Genomic DNA, 17,952 nt, shown 5'->3' with positions numbered 1-17,952 from the left:
GCCTCCAGGCAGCAAAGTTGCCGCCACTGACGCTCGACCTTCCGGGTCAACAATAAAAAACCGAGCCGACTGCACGCCACCTCTTGCTGTGAACCCTTTGTTCACATCCTGCTGTAATGGCGCCGCAGCGCGCATTTAAAGGACCTCTTCGTCATGCAAACTGTTGTGAATCTATGGCCGTTGATTGGCGTGCTCGTCATCGTGGTCGGCTTTGTTTTGCGCTTCAATCCGCTGCTGGTGGTCACCGCTGCCGCGATCGCCACCGGGCTTGCTGCTCACTTTCCCCTGGAAAAAATCCTCGCCTCCATGGGGGATGGCTTCCTTCAGACCCGTGCCCTACAGCTAATTCTATTGTTACCGTTGGCAGTCATCGGACTGCTGGAGCGTCATGGGTTGCGTCTGCATGCGCAGAACTGGATCGCACGGTTCCAGCGCGCCACGGTCGGGCGCTTGTTGATCATCTATCTGTTCGTACGCGAATCCACTGCGGCCATGGGCCTGACCAGCCTGGGCGGGCATCCGCAGATGGTGCGGCCGCTGCTGGCGCCGATGGCTGAAGGTGCGGCGGAAAAGCGCTACGGCAAACTGCCGGACAAAGTGCGTCACAAGGTCCTGGCCATGTGTGCTGCCACAGACAACGTTGGGCTGTTCTTCGGTGAAGACATCTTTGTGGCGTTCGGCGCCATCGCTCTGATGCACACGTTCCTGCTGGGCTCGGGGATTGATGTGGAACCGCTGCACATTGCGGTATGGGGCATTCCCACGGCGATCTGTGCATTTATCGTGCATGGGATCCGGCTGCACCGCTTCGACCGACGGCTCACCCGCGAGCTGACGCCCAGCGTGAAGGCTGTGGAGGCGGCGCAATGATTATTTCGATTCAATACCTGTACTGGCTGGCCGGGGTGCTGCTGTTGATTACGGCAGGCATGATTGTGCTGGATCGCAGTCACCCCAAGCGTTGGTCCAGCGCGCTCTTTTGGCTGCTGTTCGCGATTCCGTTTCTGGTGGGGGAGCGTCTGCCCTCGGTGGTGGTCGGTGCCGGCGTGGTGGTAATGGCATTGATCGCCGGTTTCGGCGGTGTGGGGCGTGGCACCCATGCTGAACTGCATGACAAGGCCACCCGCGCCAGCGCTGGTCGCCTGGGGCACAAGTTGTTTATTCCAGCGTTGGCTATTCCCCTGACCACGGTGATCGGTTCGGTCTTGCTCAAGCACACCGAGATCGGCGGCGTGCCGTTGCTGGACCCGAAAAACACTACCTTTGTGTCCCTCGGTATCGGCTGTCTGATCGCCCTCGGCCTGGCCTGTTGGCTGACCCGCGATACACCGGTGCAAGCCTTGCGCGAGTCGCGTCGCCTGACCGAAGCCCTGGGCTGGGCCATGGTCTTGCCGCAGATGCTGGCCATGCTCGGCCTGTTGTTTAACGAGGCTGGGGTGGGCACGGCGGTCGCCCATGTCACCACTACCTACATCAACCTGGATTTCAAGTTGGTGGCGGTGATGGTCTATGTGCTGGGGATGGCGTTGTTCACAGTGATCATGGGCAACGGTTTCGCGGCGTTCCCGGTGATGACCGGCGGCGTCGGTGTACCGGTGCTGGTGGGGATCTACGGCGGCAACCCAGCGGTCATGGCTGCCATCGGTATGTTCTCCGGCTACTGCGGTACGCTGATGACCCCGATGGCCGCCAACTTCAATATCGTCCCGGCGGCCTTGCTGGAACTGCCGGACAAGAACGCGGTGATCAAAGCGCAATTGCCGACTGCCTTGATGATGCTGGTGGTCAATATCGTCCTGCTTTACCTGTTGATGTGAGGCCACTATGCACACTGTGTTGCTGACGGGATTTGAGCCCTTCGATCAAGACCCGGTGAACCCGTCCTGGGAGGCTGTGCGCCAGTTGGATGGCCTGCAACTGGACGACGACGTGCGGATCGTCGCGCGGCGGCTGCCCTGTGCCTTTGCCACGGCCCCGGACTGTCTGCTGCAAATGATCAACGAACTGCGCCCGGCGATGGTTATCGCCACGGGGCTGGGGCCTGGGCGTAGCGATATTTCCATCGAAAGGGTGGCAATCAATCTCAACGATGCGCGTATCGCCGATAACCTCGGGGCGCAGCCGATCGACACGGCGGTGGTTACGGATGGCCCGGCGGCGTACTTCACCACGCTGCCGATCAAGGCGATGGTGCGGGCGGTGCGCGAGGCTGGGGTGGCCGCTTCGGTGTCCCATACAGCGGGTACGTTCGTGTGCAACCAGGTGTTCTATCGCCTGCAGCATGCGCTCGCCGGCTCCGGTGTGCGCAGCGGCTTTATTCATGTGCCGCGCTTGCCAGGGGGCAGCGAGCCGTCTATGGCGTTGACGACCCTGGTCGAAGGACTGCGCGTCGCGGTGACGGCAGCCTGGCAGACCTCGGTGGATGTGGTGGAGGCGGGCGGTCAGGTAAGTTGATCGGGGCGCTGCTTTCAATGCGTCGCCGTGCGATTTCAACTACAGTTCAAGGACGTTTCTGCCCTGGAAAAATCGCCATGCTCAAGTGCCCGAAATTTGCGTCTGTTGTGCTAATGCTTGCGTTGTCTGCCGGGAGTGGTCTCGCCTTGGCCGATCCTGGCAACGGCCATGGGAATGGCAAGGGCGGCGGTAACGGCAAAGGCAATAACCCTGGCGGTCAGAACTACGACAAACCCAAAGGCAAAGGTGCCTCGGGCAGTCATGGGCCCAACGTGGATCGCAGCAGCGTACTGAGTGTGCTGGGCGGTTATCGCGACTATTGGAGCCCCGGCCCGGCCTTGCCGCCGGGGATCCAGAAGAACCTGGCACGCGGCAAACCGCTGCCGCCGGGTATCGCGAAAAAACTCGATGGCCGCTTGCTGGGCCAGTTGCCACATTACGATGGCTACGAATGGCAGCAGGCGGGCACTGACTTGATCCTGGTGGCCATTGCTTCGGGCATCATCTACGAAGTCCTCAATGGTGCGTTCAACTGATCAGTCCGCTTCACGCCCGGGGAACAACAGCTCGAAACAGGTGACACCGTTCTGGCTGCTGACGCTGTAGCGGCCATTGTGCAACTGCATGATGGTCGCCACGATCGACAGGCCTAACCCGTTGGAGTGAGCCGAACGTTCCCGCGACTCATCCACTCGATAAAAACGCTCGAACAGACGCGGCAGGTGTTCGGCCGCAATCGTCTCCCCCTGATTGCTGACCCGCAGGATGAGGCCCTCATCCGTGGGCATCGCCTCGATACGCAGCTCTGAATGCGCGGCGCCGTACTTGATCGCATTAGCGCACAGGTTCGCCAGGGCGCGCCGCAGTAGCATGGGCTCGGCCCAGATTTCCCCTTGGCCAGCGGCGAGAATGCGCATCCCCCGATCACTTGCCAGCCCCTCGAAGTATTCCGCGATGCGTTCCACTTCATCTGCGGCGCTGAGTGCCTGGCGTTGGCGCAGGGCGCTGGCCGGGTCAGTGCGTGCGAGGAACAGCATATTGTCGAGCATGCGCGCCAGCCGTTCGAGTTCTTCGACATTCGAGGCCAACAGTTGCTGATAGCTATCGACGCTGCGCTGTTGATGCAGGGCAACCTGGGTTTCCCCCAACAAGTTGTTGATAGGCGTGCGTAGTTCATGGGCCATGTCGGTCGACACCTGGCTCAATTGCGCAAACCCCTTGGCCAGGCGTTCGAGCATGGTGTTGAAGGCATCGATCATCGGCAATAGTTCTTTCGGCGCGCCCCGGCTGTCGAGACGTTCGGCCAGGTTGCCGACGCCGATCCCTTGGGCATGCTGCGCCAACCGTCGCAACGGCAGCAGGCCGCGATGCACAAGTAGATAGCCGGCCAGCGCCAGGGCCAGAGCGGCGATACCTGCCAGGATATACACACTCAATCGATAACTGGCGAGCATGGCGGTACGTTCGGTCATCAAGCGTCCGCTGGTAACTTGCAGGTTGCCCAGGTCGCCGGAGTCGATAGACGCGGCAAGGGCGGCCAAAGGAACGCCGTTGACACCAGGCAGGTGCTGCACATCGGCAAGGTCCAGGACATGGCCTTTGGGCACCGGTGTAACCGCCGGCAAGTCGATATTTCCGGGATTCACCAGCAGCAATGGCTGTTGCCCGGGAGCTGCGATACTCAGCACCGATTCGCGGTTGCCCAGCATGTTCTGGAACAATTCCGGTTTGTTCCTGATCAGCTCCAGGGTGTTGCTGTCGTTGAGCAGGTTGCGCAGTTGATCGACCCGCGAGATCAGCGCGGCATCGTCGCGGCGGATCAGCTCGCGCTCCAGTTCCCGGTACAGCGCCACGCCGAGGGTGGCCAGCAGAGCAAAGGCGAGCAGCGCGAACACCAGCGCCAGGCGCAAAGTCAGCGAATAATGTCGGCGAGGCGTCATGGTTGGGTATCGAAGCGGTAGCCGATGCCGCGCACGCTATGGATCAGCTTGAGCTGGAACGGGTCGTCGATCTTCAGGCGCAAGCGGCGCACGGCCACGTCCACCACATTGGTGTCGCTGTCGAAGTTCATATCCCATACCCGCGACGCGATCAGCGAGCGTGACAATACCTGGCCCTGGTGCGTGGCAAACAGGTGCAGAAGGGCAAATTCCTTGTTGGTCAGGGTAATGCGTGTGCCGGCGCGGGTGACGCGTCGTTTGAGCACTTCAATGTGCAAGTCGGCGATGTGCAGTTGGTCTTCTTCACGGGTTGGGCCGCGACGGGTCAGGGTGCGTAGGCGAGCTACCAGTTCAGCGAAGGAAAAGGGCTTGATCAGGTAATCGTCCGCACCCAGCTCCAGGCCCTTGATGCGGTCGGCGATATCATCACGGGCGGTAAGAAAAAGCACTGGTGTGTCAGCTTCTTTACGCAGGCGGCGCAGCACTTCCCAGCCGTCCATTTTCGGCATCATCACATCCAGGACGATCACATCGAACGGCGTTTCCAGCGCTTGGTGCAGGCCGTCCACGCCATCGCGGGCAAGGCTGACGGAATAGCCCAGTTCCTGAAGGCCATTGAGCAGGTAATTGCCGGCCTTGGGTTCGTCTTCGACAACAAGGATATTCATGGGAAGGGCTCGGGTTCGGTACGTCGCGCCAGTGTAATCCGATCAATTGTCATTGGGGCAACCGATGGCCTGGACCTGGTAGTCCAGTACATGTTCGCGCCCCTGGTGGTCGAGGTAGCGCAATTGCGCCGGGACAACGCCGCATTGGCTGCCGGTGTCGCTGCTCGACAGTACTTTGGCGACGTCCAGGTGCACGTAGAAGCCAGTGGCGTCATGGATTATGCCGGTGTTGTCGGCAGCGAATACGGAGCCGGTGGCAAGCAGTGCGGTGACGCCGAGGATAAACAGTTTCATCACGGTCTTGCTCCAGAAGGGTGGCTGCCAGGCTTTGGCAGTACGTTCACGGTAATCAGCCACCCCTAACAGCCCGCCAACAGAATGATGACAAGTTCGTAATCAAACCCGTTGCCCCAGGTCTGGCGGCGTTTACAAGCCACCGGGTAGCCCCGTAGATTGCAGCAGCCGCTCATGTGTTACCGCCCACGAGGAAGCCATCCAGTGTCCATCCGCGCTTCAGTTGTATTTGCCCGTCCCTACCGTGCTTTTCTGTTCGATATGGATGGAACCCTGCTCAACTCCATCGCCGCCGCGGAGCGGGTATGGAGCCTCTGGGCCGAACGTCACGGTCTGGATGTGGCGGCGTTTTTAACCACCATCCATGGCGCCCGCGCCATCGATACCATCACGCGCCAGGGGTTACTCGGCGTCGACCCGCACGCTGAAGCGCAATGGATCACCGAAGCTGAAATCAACGATGTGCGCGGCGTGGTTGCGATTTCCGGCGCTGCGGCGTTTCTCGACAGCCTGCCTGCCGATCAGTGGGCGTTGGTGACGTCGGCGCCCAAGGAGCTGGCAATCCGCCGGCTGCAAGCGGCGGGCATTGCGCCGCCGACGGTGATGGTGACGGCAGAAGATGTCGCTATCGGCAAGCCGAATCCGGCCTGTTATGTGCTGGGCGCCCAGCGTTTGGGCGTTTCGGTGCAGGAGTGTCTGGTGTTTGAGGATGCGTCGGTGGGCATTCGCGCAGGTGAGGCGGCGGGCGCGGATGTGATAGTGGTGACTGCGACCCACCTCAAGCCGTTGACGACACAACACCCAACCATTGGTGGGTATGAGCGGCTGCAGGTGCGGCTGAATGCCGAGGGCTGGTTGACCTTGCACAACGAGGCGGGTTGATACAAGAAAGCCAAGACCTTTACGGGTCTTGGCTTTCTTGCCACGCAATCGCGTTGGGCGGTGCATGCATGCGTTCGCTCTTCATGCCGCGTCGTGACACCACCATTTCGCGAAGAATCTCATTAGCCAGTCGTGCAATCGCTTCGGCGCCGCGATAGTGCGCGCGTACGATCCCGGTGATTGCGAAATGATCTGTCTCCGGGCCGCTGAGCACCACGGACAAGGTGCCGTCAGCGTGTAGCGTGCAGGCAACCGCATAGCTGGGTAAGCGGGCTGCGAGGGCGGATTCGATTTCTGATCGGCTGAGGGTATCCATCGGTTTCAGGCCTTCAACTAACGGGTAAACACACCAAGCATAGGCCGCGATGCGACACTGTAAATACCGGCAATCTGCTAGCTGATACGTCACTATGGGCGTGACGTTTTTCCAGGGCTGCGCTGACAGAATCTGCGGTGTACAACCTTTTGTATAGGCTTGAGGCAGAACATAAACAGGTAACCGCATAGCAGTAGCGTCAGGTCCAGCACCGAATGCTGATCGGTGGGAGCGCTGCCTGCAATTTCAAACCTGATTGCCAATTCCAGGCCGATAAAAGCCAGCCCTATCAGCAAGGCGATCAGCCAGGATCTGGAAAAGCGCGGCGATGCGGTATGAGACCTCATGTACGTGCTCCCGAGTGCACATTGAGGAAGTCAGTCAGGAGTTTCGGCTGTAAATGACGTAACAAGTTCCGGTCCCGAAGATTGTTTCATCTTGTCGCGTGGACCGACTTGATGGCGATGCTGGCCACGTCCGAAACGCAGGCCGTTGGGAAGAGTTTTCGCCAGCCGTTACCGTGCACGAAAGGGCTGGCTACTGAGGGCGTTTCAAGGCGTCTGGTTTTTGTCCGGAGCAGTCAGGCCAGCCTGGATACGTTGATAGATCTCTTCGCGATGCACGGCAACGTCTTTCGGTGCGTTGATGCCGATTCGTACTTGCTGGCCGCTGACGCCCAGGATGGTGATCGTGATGTCATCACCGATGTTTATGCTTTCACCAACTTTGCGGGTGAGTATAAGCATGGACTTCTCCTTGATTACTTTTAAGGACACATGTTTCAGACAGGGCAGGTGTCGGATGTGTATAGCTTACTGCTAAGCGCTTCCCTGTGACTGCCTCTTTAGGACGCATAGAGGCAACATTAATTCCCATGGGCGCATCATACAGGTCTGCGATACATCATTCGCATTGTTTAATCCAACGTTTATGACGGCCAGAATAGACAGTGGATGATAAAGTCGCCTCTTTAATCCTTAAAGGAGCAGGGCAGTGCGTAAAGTAGTGATGGCAATGATGGTGTTGGCGCTGGCCGGCTGTGGCGAAGGCAAGCCCGTCGATACCCCCAAGGCCAAGCCTGCCGTGAGCGAAAGCCAACCACAGACCGGCGCGATTGCTGTGCAGGAATGGGATGTACGGGTAGGCCCGCCGGACCACAAGCTGCAGGCGATCACTGACCTTACCGCCTGGTTGCTGGAACATGGTTTCAATTTTTATATCGTGAAGGTGGACGGCAAGGACGAAGTGCTTCTAGGGCCGTTCGCAACCAAGGAGGAAGCAGAAGCCAAGCAGGCACTGCTCACTGAAAAACTCGCGCGGGCCAAGAAGAACGACACCGAGTCCCAAGTCATCGAGCACAAGGCCGCCCAGTAACGGGCCGATTGGGCGGGGGCTCCCGCCCATGTTCAACCGCATGCTTTGAGGTTCACCGGGCCGACAAACTCATTGCCGCGCCCCATCACGCAGGCCACGGTCTGGTTACGCTGGCGCTCCCAGGCCTGAACGGGGTAGGTCTTGTTCCAGGCTTCGTACAATTGGCGATCCTGTTTCGACAAGCGCAAACCGTACTGCTTACTCATGTAGAAATAGGTACGCGCAATCATTCCGCGAATCGATGGGCGCGGCATGACCTTCTTGGCCTTGAAGTCAACCTGTGTCAGGCATGAGCCGTATTGCCCACTCTGTACCGGCAGCCAACCAAAGCTGAAGTTGTTACGGTCGCCGTTAACTTCGCCAATGCTGGGTACCAGGTTGTGCAAATCCGCTTCGGCACGCTTGAACACATCATCATGGCGCCTGCAGTTTTTGCGACCGCCGTTCTGCCAGCACTGGCGCTGATGCCCGATCTGCCATGCGGGCACAATGTGTTCCCATTCAATGCGCGCGGCGCGGTTGGCGTTTTTGCGTGGAATGTACCCGCAGGCTTTCAGGTCCACGCGATTGCCGGTGTATTTGCAGCCGCAATAGAACTCGGTGGATTGCGGGGCGTAGAGTTTCCAGGCAATTTTCTTGGCTTCGCTGAACGTGCGAGGCGCTTGGGCATGGGCGGAAATGGCAAAAAACAGGCAACACACAGCAATAAAGCGGGCACTCATTGAGTCAATCTTCCTTCGGCACAACCCAGAAAATCTGCACGCCACCGTCGTCGCGGTAGGCGAGGGTGACATTATCGTTTTCAGCGATTTCCTCGAGCAGGCGCTGCCATTGCTCTTCAGGCTCATCCGGCAGGCGGAAGATGAGGGCGGCCTTGGCTTTCTGAGCCTGGGTCGAGTTAATGATCTTTTGCACACGAACGGCCAAGCGTTCATAAGCATCAGGTGCTGTCGGCAGTGCCGCAGAAGATTTTGCCACGGAATATTCCTTAGTTTGCTGTACGTGCATACAGTATTTAACTGTAGGCAATTTCGCAACTGCTTAAACTTCTGGAGGTTCTTCTGTCAGCAATTCGGGATGGCTGATGGAGGGGGGAGGAGGGGCTGTAGGAGCGAATTCGCTCCTACAGAAGATGTTTAGAAATCAATATTCCCAGAACATCCGTTGCAGCTCTTTGCTGTCCTGAGTCTTGGTCAGGGCGACCATTGCCAGAATCCGCGCTTTCTGTGGGTTCAAGTCCAGGGCTGCGACCCAGTCGTACTTGTCGTCAGGCTGTTCGGCGTTACGTAGCACCATGCCACCCGCGTTGACGTGGGAAGAACGAATGATCTGCACGCCTTGCTTGCGCAGGTCCACCAGAGTCGGCACCACTTTGGAAGACACCGAGCCGTTACCGGTACCGGCATGGATGATGGCTTTCGCGCCAGCTTGGGCCAGGGCCTTGTAAGCAGTGTCGCTCACGTTGCCGTAGCCGTAGGCAATTTCCACATCGGGCAGGCTCTTGATGGTTTTGATGTCGAACTCGGAGTCCATGGTGTGGCGCTTGGCTGGCAGGCGGAACCAGTAGGACTTGCCCTCAACCACCATGCCCAGTGGACCCCATGGGCTCTTGAAGGCTTCGGTCTTGATGTTGATCATCTTGCTGACGTCACGACCGGACTGGATTTCGTCGTTCATGGTCACCAGTACGCCTTTGCCGCGTGCATCTTTGCTGCCGGCCACGGCCACTGCGTTATACAAGTTGAGCATGCCGTCCGCCGACATGGCGGTGCCTGGGCGCATCGAGCCGACCACTACGATAGGCTTGTCGGTTTTCTCTACCAGGTTCAGGAAGTAGGCGGTTTCTTCCAGGGTGTCGGTACCGTGGGTGATCACGATGCCATCCACGTCTTTGCTGTCGGCCAGCTCCGCAACACGGCGACCCAGTTGCAGCAGGTTCTCGTTGTTGATGCTTTCGGACGCAATTTGCATCACTTGTTCGCCGCGCACATTGGCGATCTGACTAAGCTCAGGAACGCCGGCGATCAATTGCTCGATACCGACCTTGGCCGCCTGATAGGTGGCGCTGTTAGCGGCACTGGCGCCGGCGCCGGCAATGGTGCCGCCGGTGGCGAGAATCACCACGTTGGACAGTTTGGTCTTGGCTTCAACTTCTTTTGCCTGGGCGGCAACGGGGAACAGCAGCAGGAGGGCTAAGGCGCCCGGAACAAAGTTCTTCAGTGCGGATTTCATTATTTTTCTCTCTGATTTTTTGATGAGTGCTGTAGCAGGTTCATCCAGAACACTCGGGCGATGCTAAATGCCGCGAGGTGCTGACTAGGAGCAGGATCTGTACCAGCCTCATGGTTGATGGTTTTTTAAATTAACTTATTGATAAAAAAGGATTTTCTATGAAATTTAAGTGTGATCGATTTTCGTGCCGTCCGGCTTTCCGAACACGGCATCGATTGCCGTTCGGTTGTCCGAAAATAATGACGGAATAATCCGCATTGGCTTGCCAGGCGTAAGCGGTTCAGAGAGCGATAAGGGAGACGATGTTCAGAAGCTGCCGCGTATGCTGCAAAGGTGTTGATGAAAGGAGCTGCATGAAAGACGCTTCCCCGTTGACAAATTTCGACAAGGTTCTCATAGTTTGAGTAACGCAAACGTTTGCGAGATGTTTCCGATGCGCTTGGCGTAACGTGACAGCTCGTATCAGCCACCCAAGTGGGCGGGCTGCCGAAGCCTTCTTCGGTGCAAGCGTTGCTTACAATAATCATAAGATCGGAGTGACCCCATGAAGCTGCCATTTGCTGGACGTCTTCTCGCTATCGCTGTGCTTGCTGCCGCATCCGCCGCTTTACCGCTCTCTTCTGCATTCGCTGACGATGCCGCCGCCAAACCGAAAGTCGGTCTTGTAATGAAGTCCCTGGCCAACGAGTTTTTCGTCACCATGCAGGAAGGTGCCAAGGACTATCAGAAAGCCCACCCCGCCGATTTCGACATGATCACGAACGGTATCAAGAATGAAACCGATACTGCTGCCCAGATTGATATCGTCAATCAGATGATCCTGTCCAAAGTCAACGCCATCGTCATTGCACCAGCCGACTCCAAGGCGCTGGTCACCGTACTGAAAAAAGCCTCCGATGCCGGGATCAAGGTGGTCAACATCGACAATCGTCTCGACCCCGGTGTGTTGAAAAGCAAGAACCTGGACATTCCCTTCGTTGGCCCGGACAACCGCAAAGGTGCCAAGTTGGTGGGCGATTACCTGGCCAAGCAAATGAGCGCGGGCGACAAGGTCGGCATCATCGAAGGCGTACCGACCACCACCAACGCCCAGCAGCGCACCGCCGGTTTCAAAGACGCGATGGATGCTGCCGGCATGAAGATCGTATCCACCCAGTCGGGTAACTGGGAGATCGACCAGGGCCAGAAAGTCGCCTCCGCAATGCTGAGCGAATACCCAGACCTCAAGGCGCTGCTGGCTGGTAACGACAACATGGCTTTGGGTGCTGTCTCCGCCGTACGTGCAGCCGGCAAAGCGGGCAAGGTGCTGGTGGTGGGCTACGACAATATTGAAGCCATCAAGCCGATGCTGCAGGACGGCCGCGTGCTGGCCACCGCCGACCAGGCCGCTGCCCAGCAAGCCGTGTTCGGTATCCAGAACGCGCTCAAGCTGGTCAAGGGTGAAAAAGTCGATGCCAAAGATGGCGTGATCGAAACCCCGGTCGAACTCGTCCTCAAGAAGTAATTCTGGCAGCACCCAAACAGCGTCCGCTCGCTCCCGGGCGGACGCTCGGAGATTTTCCTATGTCATCTTCCGCCCCGAACGCTGTCCTCTCGGTCAGCGGTATCGGTAAGACGTATGCCCAGCCAGTTCTGTCCGACATCACTCTGACGCTCAATCGCGGCGAAGTGTTGGCGCTGACGGGTGAAAACGGCGCAGGCAAAAGCACCTTGTCGAAAATCATCGGCGGGCTGGTCACCCCGACCACCGGGCACATGCAGTTCAACGGCCAGGATTACTGCCCAGGTAGCCGCACTCAGGCTGAAGCGCTGGGTGTGCGCATGGTCATGCAGGAACTCAACCTGCTGCCGACCCTGACTGTCGCCGAAAACCTGTTTTTGCATAACCTGCCCAGCCACGGTGGCTGGATCAGCCGCAAGCAACTGCGCACGGCCGCGATCGAAGCCATGGCCCAGGTCGGCCTGGATGCCATCGACCCGGACACTCTGGTTGGCAGCTTGGGGATCGGCCACCAGCAAATGGTCGAGATCGCGCGCAACCTGATCGGCGACTGCCATGTGCTGATCCTCGACGAACCCACGGCTATGCTTACCGCCCGTGAAGTCGAGATGCTGTTTGAGCAGATCACCCGTTTGCAGGCCCGCGGCGTAGCGATTATTTACATTTCCCATCGGCTGGAAGAGCTGGCTCGTGTCGCCCAGCGCATCGCGGTCCTGCGTGACGGCAAACTGGTGTGCGTCGAGCCGATGGCCAACTACAACAGCGAGCAACTGGTCACATTGATGGTCGGTCGCGAACTGGGCGAACACATCGATTTGGGCCCGCGCACCATCGGTGGCCCGGCGCTGACGGTCAAAGGTCTCACGCGCTCGGACAAAGTCCGCGACGTCTCGTTCGAAGTTCGTGCCGGTGAAATCTATGGCATTTCCGGGCTGATCGGCGCGGGCCGTACTGAGCTACTGCGCCTGATCTTCGGCGCTGACCAAGCCGACAGCGGCACCGTGGCCCTGGGCTCGCCAGCTCAGGTGGTGAGCATTCGTTCGCCGGTGGATGCCGTGGGCCATGGCATCGCGCTGATCACCGAAGACCGTAAGGGGGAAGGCTTGCTGCTGACCCAGTCCATCAGCGCCAACATTGCTCTGGGCAACATGCCTGAAATTTCCGCGGGCGGCGTCGTTAACAGTGGCGATGAAACCGCGTTGGCCCAACGTCAGATCGATGCCATGCGCATTCGCAGTTCCAGCCCGGCGCAGTTGGTGTCGGAATTATCCGGCGGCAACCAGCAGAAGGTGGTGATTGGTCGCTGGTTGGAGCGCGACTGCTCTGTGATGCTGTTCGACGAGCCTACGCGCGGTATCGACGTCGGCGCCAAATTCGACATTTACGCCTTGCTCGGCGAGTTGACCCGGCAGGGCAAGGCGTTGGTAGTGGTGTCCAGCGACCTGCGCGAACTCATGTTGATCTGCGACCGCATCGGTGTGCTGTCCGCCGGGCGCCTGATCGACACCTTCGAGCGCGACAGTTGGACCCAGGACGAATTGCTCGCCGCCGCCTTTGCCGGCTATCAGAAACGTGATGCGCTGCTCAACGATGCAGTGCTTAGGGATACCCCATGAAAACGACCACTTCTCCCGGTAAAACCGGCGGCAACTTCTACGGCCTCGGGACTTACCTGGGCCTGGCAGGTGCCTTGCTCGCGATGATTGCGCTGTTCTCGGTATTGAGCGATCACTTCCTGTCCTATGACACGTTCAGTACGCTGGCCAACCAGATCCCGGACCTGATGGTGCTGGCGGTGGGCATGACCTTCATCCTGATCATCGGCGGTATCGACCTGTCGGTAGGCTCGGTGCTGGCGCTGGCGGCGTCGGCGGTCAGTGTGGCGATCCTCAGCTGGGGCTGGAGCGTTTTGCCGGCCGCCGTGTTGGGCATGGGCTGTGCCGCGTTGGCCGGCACGCTCACCGGTTCGATCACCGTGGCCTGGCGCATTCCGTCGTTTATCGTGTCCCTCGGTGTGTTGGAAATGGCCCGCGGCGTCGCGTACCAAATGACCGGTTCACGCACCGCCTACATCGGTGACTCCTTCGCTTGGCTGTCCAATCCGGTTGCCTTTGGTATTTCGCCGTCGTTCATCATTGCCTTGCTAGTGATCATTGCGGCCCAACTGGTGTTGACGCGGACCGTGTTCGGTCGCTATCTGATCGGTATCGGCACCAACGAGGAAGCGGTACGCCTGGCGGGGATCAATCCCAAGCCCTACAAGATCCTGGTGTTCAGCCTTATGGGCCTGTTGGCCGGCGTAGCCGCGTTGTTCCAGATCTCGCGCCTGGAGGCGGCTGATCCGAACGCGGGTTCCGGTCTGGAGTTGCAGGTGATCGCGGCGGTGGTTATCGGCGGCACCAGCCTGATGGGCGGGCGCGGTTCGGTGATCAGCACGTTCTTCGGCGTCTTGATCATCTCGGTTCTGGCTGCCGGCCTGGCACAGATCGGCGCCACGGAGCCGACCAAGCGCATCATTACCGGTGCCGTGATTGTGATCGCCGTGGTGCTCGATACCTATCGCAGCCAGCGTGCCAGTCGGCGAGGCTGAACCATGGCAACGATCAAGGATGTGGCAGCGCTTGCGGGTATTTCCTACACCACCGTGTCCCATGTGGTGAACAAGACGCGTCCGGTCAGCGAGCCGGTGCGCCTCAAGGTCGAGGCCGCTATCAAGCAGCTCGACTACGTGCCCAGTGCCGTTGCGCGTTCGCTCAAAGCCAAGACCACCGCAACCATAGGCCTGCTGGTGCCCAACAGCCTCAACCCGTATTTCGCGGAATTGGCCCGTGGTATCGAGGACTATTGCGAGCGTAATGGTTATTGCGTGATCCTCTGCAACTCCGATGACAACGCTGAAAAGCAGCGCAGTTACTTGCGGGTATTGCTGGAGAAGCGTATCGACGGTTTGATCGTCACCTCAGTGGGCGGCGACGACAGTGGGCTGGCTGCAGGCTTAAGCGCGGTGCGAACGCCCATGGTGATCGTCGACCGGGCGTTGGATGGCATTGATGTCGATCTGGTGCGTATCGACCACGAAGAGGGCGCTTACCTGGCCACCCGGCACCTGCTCGACCTCGGTCATCGGGATATTGCCTGTATCGGCGGCCCGGCCCACACCCGCGTGGCACAAATGCGTCTGGCAGGGTATCGCCGGGCGTTGCACGAGGCTGGCGTGGAAGTACCGGCCGAGCGCATCCGCGAAAGCGATTTCACCAGCACCGGCGGTTATGCCGCCGCCGTGCAACTGCTGGCTGAAAAACCGCCCAGCGCGATTTTCGCCAGCAACGACATGATCGGTTTCGGTGTATTGCGCGCGGCGGCCGAGCGTAATATTCGCGTGCCCGGCGAGCTGTCGGTGATCGGTTTCGACGACATTCAAATGAGCCGTTACGTCTACCCTGCGCTGACCACGGTGGGGCAGTCCATCGTGCAACTGGGCGAGACGGCTGCCGAGCTTTTACTGCGACGGATCGCCAACCCTCAACTGCCGATCGATCAACGTATCGTGACGCCGAGCATTGTGTTGCGTGAGTCGACGGCCCCCGTCGCCGGTGTGTTTGCCCAATACCGCTGAACCGAATTGATGAGTACTGATGTATGCCCGCAAAAGTAGTGGTAATAGGCAGCTTGAACATGGACCTGGTGACCCGCGCCAGCCGCTTGCCGCGCGCCGGTGAAACGCTGATCGGCCAAACCTTTTCCACCGTCCCCGGCGGCAAGGGCGCCAATCAGGCAGTCGCGGCGGCGCGGCTGGGTGGCGAGGTGGCGATGATCGGCTGCGTCGGCACCGATGCCTACGGCAGCCAACTGCGCGAGGCATTGCTGGTCGAAGGCATCGATTGCCAGGCGGTCAGCAGCGTCGCCGGCTCCAGCGGTGTCGCGTTGATCGTGGTGGATGACAGCAGTCAGAACGCAATCGTCATCGTGGCCGGTAGCAATGGCGCTCTGACGCCGGCGTCACTGCAAGCGTTCGACGCGGTGCTACAAGGGGCCGACGTGATCGTCTGCCAGCTTGAAGTGCCCATGGACACCGTGGGGTACGCTCTCAAGCGTGGCCGTGAACTGGGCAAGACTGTGATCCTCAATCCGGCGCCTGCCAGTGCTCCTTTGCCGGCCGAGTGGTACGCCTCGATCGACTATCTGATTCCCAACGAAAGCGAAGCCAGTGCGCTCAGCGGCGTGATGGTCGACTCTCTCGACAGCGCCAAAGAGGCGGCGACTCGTCTGATCGAAGCTGGCGCCGGTAAAGTTATCGTTACCTTGGGTGCGCAAGGTGCGTTGTTTGCCGATGGCCAAGGGTTTGAGCGCTTGGTGGCACCCAAGGTCAAGGCGGTGGATACCACCGCAGCCGGCGACACCTTCGTAGGCGGTTTTGCAGCTGCGTTGTCCGCTGGCAAAAGCGAGGCCGAGGCCATCCGCTTCGGTCAGGTCGCGGCTGCGCTGTCGGTCACCCGCGCCGGCGCACAACCCTCCATTCCAACGCTGCACGACGTACAAGGTTTTGTAGCCTCATGAAAAAGACCCCACTGCTCAATATCGCCCTGTCGCGGGTGATCGCTTCTCTGGGACACGGCGACATCCTGGTCATCGGTGATGCCGGTTTGCCGGTGCCGCCGGGTGTCGAGTTGATCGACCTGGCGCTGACCCAGGGCATTCCGGACTTCATCAGTACCCTGCGCATTGTGCTCAGTGAAATGCAGGTGGAGAGTCATGTATTGGCCAACGAGATTCTGCTCAAGCAGCCTTTAGCGCTGACTGAGCTGAATGCCCTGACGGCTCAGGCCGGGCTCGGCGAGCGTCGTCTGCTGAGTCATGATGAGTTCAAACAGCTGAGCCGTCAGGCCCGCGCCGTGGTGCGTACTGGCGAATGCCAGCCTTACTGCAATATTGCGCTGGTGTCCGGCGTGACGTTCTAGTCTTTCCCAACGACAAGGAGTGTTTTATGCAACGTGGTCTACCCACCCTGAGAAATTTGTTTCGGAGTGTTCTGCTTTTGTCCGCACTCACTGCAGCAAGCGCCCAGGCGGCGGAAAAAATCGACCTGATCATCGACACCGACCCGGGCGCCGATGACGTGGTGGCGTTGCTGTTCGCCATGGCTTCTCCTGAGGAGCTGAATATCCGCGCGCTCACCACCGTCGCCGGCAATGTGCGCCTGGACAAAACCTCCCGTAACGCCCGGCTGGCCCGTGAGTGGGCAGGGCGCGAGGACATTCCGGTATACGCCGGTGCGCCAGCACCGCTGTTGCGCACGCCGATCTATGCCGAGAACATTCATGGCAAGGAAGGTATTTCCGGCGTCACCGTGCACGAGCCCAAAAAGGGCCTCGCGCCAGGCAATGCCGTGGATTACCTGGTCACGACCCTGCGTGCCGCCAAGCCTCACAGCATCACCATCGCTATGCTCGGCCCGCAGACCAACCTGGCGCTGGCATTGACCCAAGACCCGGAAATCACTCAAGGCATCAAGGAAGTGGTGGTGATGGGCGGTGCGCACTTCAACGGCGGCAATATTACGCCGGTCGCGGAGTTCAACCTGTTTGCCGACCCGGTAGCGGCAGAAATCGTGCTCAAGAGTGGCGTCAAGCTGACTTACCTACCGCTGGACGTCACCCACAAGGTGCTCACCAGTGAAGCGCGCCTGAAGCGGATCGCCGACCTCAAGAACAATGCGAGCAAGATCGTCGGCGATATCCTCAACGAGTACGTCAAGGGCGACATGGAGCACTACGGCATTCCCGGTGGGCCGGTGCACGACGCCACCGTGGTCGCCTATCTGCTCAAGCCTTCGCTGTTCAGCGGGCGTGAAGTCAACGTTGTGGTCGACAGCCGTGAAGGCCCGACCTTCGGCCAGACCATCGTCGATTGGTACGATGGCCTGAAACAACCGAAGAACGCATTCTGGGTTGAGAACGGCGATGCTCAGGGCTTTTTCGATCTGCTGACCGAACGCCTGGCGCGCTTGAAGTAACGTGCTGATCGGTCGGCGTTCGCCGGCCGATTCTTACTCGCGCTCGGGGTTATCTGCCCCCATGTGATCGGCTGGGTATTTTTCGAATACCTGGCCGATGAATGCTTGCGCGGCCTGGGTGCCCAATTCCTTGACTAGCAGGTCGATGCCGATGATTGCCAGTTCCTCTGGGCTGCCTGGGCTGTAGGAACTCTGGCCCAAGGGCCATTTGGCTTTGATGTCGGCTTGAAGCGTTACGGTGGTCATGAAGGTCTCGCGAGGCAGAAAAAAATACTGGG

Annotated in this window: 22 protein-coding genes; 13 read left to right on the top strand and 9 right to left on the bottom strand. The window is 59.3% G+C overall.

Features of this window, described 5'->3' with window-relative positions:
• Positions 1-153: 153 nt before the first annotated feature.
• The 4 genes from HRH33_RS18070 (at position 154) to HRH33_RS18055 (ending at position 2,990) form a co-directional block, all read left to right on the top strand.
• Complete coding sequence (locus HRH33_RS18070; RefSeq protein ID WP_094066753.1) at positions 154-870, top strand: DUF969 domain-containing protein; 717 nt, start codon at positions 154-156, stop codon at positions 868-870.
• On the top strand, positions 867-1,817 hold the full coding sequence (locus HRH33_RS18065) for a DUF979 domain-containing protein (RefSeq protein WP_167418534.1): 951 nt from the start codon (positions 867-869) through the stop codon (positions 1,815-1,817). Before HRH33_RS18070 ends, HRH33_RS18065 begins: the two co-directional genes overlap by 4 nt.
• A gap of 7 nt (positions 1,818-1,824) precedes the next feature.
• Positions 1,825-2,454 carry a pyroglutamyl-peptidase I gene (gene pcp, locus HRH33_RS18060; RefSeq protein ID WP_167418533.1) on the top strand — a complete coding sequence of 210 codons (630 nt, stop codon included), beginning with the start codon at positions 1,825-1,827 and terminating at the stop codon, positions 2,452-2,454.
• A gap of 77 nt (positions 2,455-2,531) precedes the next feature.
• Positions 2,532-2,990 (top strand): anti-virulence regulator CigR family protein, encoded by a 459-nt coding sequence (locus HRH33_RS18055; RefSeq protein ID WP_167418532.1) that lies wholly within the window; start codon positions 2,532-2,534, stop codon positions 2,988-2,990.
• On the opposite strand, the gene HRH33_RS18050 is transcribed toward HRH33_RS18055, so the two are convergent.
• From HRH33_RS18050 to HRH33_RS18040, 3 genes are read right to left on the bottom strand one after another with little or no spacing between them, the layout of a single operon-like run.
• Entirely contained in the window at positions 2,991-4,394 is a 1,404-nt protein-coding gene (locus HRH33_RS18050) for a heavy metal sensor histidine kinase (protein WP_094066749.1), read from the bottom strand.
• Positions 4,391-5,062 (bottom strand): heavy metal response regulator transcription factor, encoded by a 672-nt coding sequence (locus HRH33_RS18045; protein ID WP_034136881.1) that lies wholly within the window; start codon positions 5,060-5,062, stop codon positions 4,391-4,393. The genes HRH33_RS18050 and HRH33_RS18045 overlap by 4 nt, the downstream gene beginning before the upstream one ends.
• Positions 5,063-5,104: 42 nt before the next feature.
• Positions 5,105-5,356, bottom strand: a complete 252-nt coding sequence (locus HRH33_RS18040; RefSeq protein WP_034136882.1) for a DUF2790 domain-containing protein — start codon at positions 5,354-5,356, stop codon at positions 5,105-5,107.
• 204 nt (positions 5,357-5,560) lie between these two features.
• Here HRH33_RS18040 and HRH33_RS18035 point away from each other — a divergent pair, with 204 nt between their 5' ends.
• Positions 5,561-6,238, top strand: coding sequence for an HAD-IA family hydrolase (locus HRH33_RS18035; protein WP_167418531.1), 678 nt, complete (start codon positions 5,561-5,563; stop codon positions 6,236-6,238).
• Between the two features lie 19 nt (positions 6,239-6,257).
• On the opposite strand, the gene HRH33_RS18030 is transcribed toward HRH33_RS18035, so the two are convergent.
• Both HRH33_RS18030 and csrA read right to left on the bottom strand, forming a co-directional pair.
• A complete protein-coding gene (locus HRH33_RS18030; RefSeq protein WP_167418536.1) occupies positions 6,258-6,554 on the bottom strand; it encodes a hypothetical protein in 297 nt (98 codons plus the stop codon).
• A 551-nt stretch (positions 6,555-7,105) separates the two neighbouring features.
• Positions 7,106-7,300 carry a carbon storage regulator CsrA gene (gene csrA / locus HRH33_RS18025; protein ID WP_003192511.1) on the bottom strand — a complete coding sequence of 65 codons (195 nt, stop codon included), beginning with the start codon at positions 7,298-7,300 and terminating at the stop codon, positions 7,106-7,108.
• A gap of 262 nt (positions 7,301-7,562) precedes the next feature.
• Between csrA and HRH33_RS18020 the strand changes: the two genes are divergently transcribed.
• Positions 7,563-7,928: an SPOR domain-containing protein gene (locus HRH33_RS18020; protein ID WP_034099847.1), complete on the top strand. Its 366-nt coding sequence runs from the start codon at positions 7,563-7,565 to the stop codon at positions 7,926-7,928.
• A 32-nt stretch (positions 7,929-7,960) separates the two neighbouring features.
• On the opposite strand, the gene HRH33_RS18015 is transcribed toward HRH33_RS18020, so the two are convergent.
• The 3 genes from HRH33_RS18015 to HRH33_RS18005 all read right to left on the bottom strand — a co-directional run bounded on the left by HRH33_RS18015 (position 7,961) and on the right by HRH33_RS18005 (position 10,160).
• Positions 7,961-8,650, bottom strand: coding sequence for an endonuclease (locus tag HRH33_RS18015; RefSeq protein WP_167418530.1), 690 nt, complete (start codon positions 8,648-8,650; stop codon positions 7,961-7,963).
• A gap of 4 nt (positions 8,651-8,654) precedes the next feature.
• Positions 8,655-8,906 carry a DUF1654 domain-containing protein gene (locus HRH33_RS18010; RefSeq protein WP_169869002.1) on the bottom strand — a complete coding sequence of 84 codons (252 nt, stop codon included), beginning with the start codon at positions 8,904-8,906 and terminating at the stop codon, positions 8,655-8,657.
• A gap of 165 nt (positions 8,907-9,071) precedes the next feature.
• Positions 9,072-10,160, bottom strand: a complete 1,089-nt coding sequence (locus tag HRH33_RS18005; RefSeq protein WP_034099126.1) for an asparaginase — start codon at positions 10,158-10,160, stop codon at positions 9,072-9,074.
• 544 nt (positions 10,161-10,704) lie between these two features.
• Between HRH33_RS18005 and HRH33_RS18000 the strand changes: the two genes are divergently transcribed.
• Genes HRH33_RS18000 through HRH33_RS17970 form a run of 7 tightly spaced genes read left to right on the top strand, consistent with a single transcriptional unit; the run spans position 10,705 to position 17,674 of the window.
• On the top strand, positions 10,705-11,664 hold the full coding sequence (locus tag HRH33_RS18000) for a sugar ABC transporter substrate-binding protein (RefSeq protein ID WP_167418529.1): 960 nt from the start codon (positions 10,705-10,707) through the stop codon (positions 11,662-11,664).
• 59 nt (positions 11,665-11,723) lie between these two features.
• On the top strand, positions 11,724-13,277 hold the full coding sequence (locus tag HRH33_RS17995) for a sugar ABC transporter ATP-binding protein (RefSeq protein WP_167418528.1): 1,554 nt from the start codon (positions 11,724-11,726) through the stop codon (positions 13,275-13,277).
• Positions 13,274-14,251, top strand: coding sequence for an ABC transporter permease (locus HRH33_RS17990; protein ID WP_034136889.1), 978 nt, complete (start codon positions 13,274-13,276; stop codon positions 14,249-14,251). The genes HRH33_RS17995 and HRH33_RS17990 overlap by 4 nt, the downstream gene beginning before the upstream one ends.
• Before the next feature lie 3 nt (positions 14,252-14,254).
• A complete protein-coding gene (locus HRH33_RS17985) occupies positions 14,255-15,277 on the top strand; it encodes a LacI family DNA-binding transcriptional regulator (RefSeq protein ID WP_034114417.1) in 1,023 nt (340 codons plus the stop codon).
• A 23-nt stretch (positions 15,278-15,300) separates the two neighbouring features.
• Positions 15,301-16,218: a ribokinase gene (gene rbsK / locus HRH33_RS17980; protein WP_167418527.1), complete on the top strand. Its 918-nt coding sequence runs from the start codon at positions 15,301-15,303 to the stop codon at positions 16,216-16,218.
• Positions 16,215-16,619 (top strand): D-ribose pyranase, encoded by a 405-nt coding sequence (gene rbsD / locus HRH33_RS17975; protein ID WP_167418526.1) that lies wholly within the window; start codon positions 16,215-16,217, stop codon positions 16,617-16,619. Before rbsK ends, rbsD begins: the two co-directional genes overlap by 4 nt.
• A gap of 26 nt (positions 16,620-16,645) precedes the next feature.
• Positions 16,646-17,674, top strand: a complete 1,029-nt coding sequence (locus HRH33_RS17970) for a nucleoside hydrolase (RefSeq protein WP_034136892.1) — start codon at positions 16,646-16,648, stop codon at positions 17,672-17,674.
• Positions 17,675-17,707: 33 nt separating this feature from the next.
• On the opposite strand, the gene HRH33_RS17965 is transcribed toward HRH33_RS17970, so the two are convergent.
• Positions 17,708-17,920, bottom strand: coding sequence for a hypothetical protein (locus HRH33_RS17965; protein WP_034099115.1), 213 nt, complete (start codon positions 17,918-17,920; stop codon positions 17,708-17,710).
• Positions 17,921-17,952 lie beyond the last annotated feature (32 nt).

It is taken from the genome of Pseudomonas rhodesiae (genome assembly GCF_013285305.1).
In the GTDB taxonomy this organism is placed as follows: domain Bacteria; phylum Pseudomonadota; class Gammaproteobacteria; order Pseudomonadales; family Pseudomonadaceae; genus Aquipseudomonas; species Aquipseudomonas rhodesiae.
Note: the sequence above shows the minus strand (reverse complement) of the source record. Positions and strands in the feature narration are given on the sequence as shown.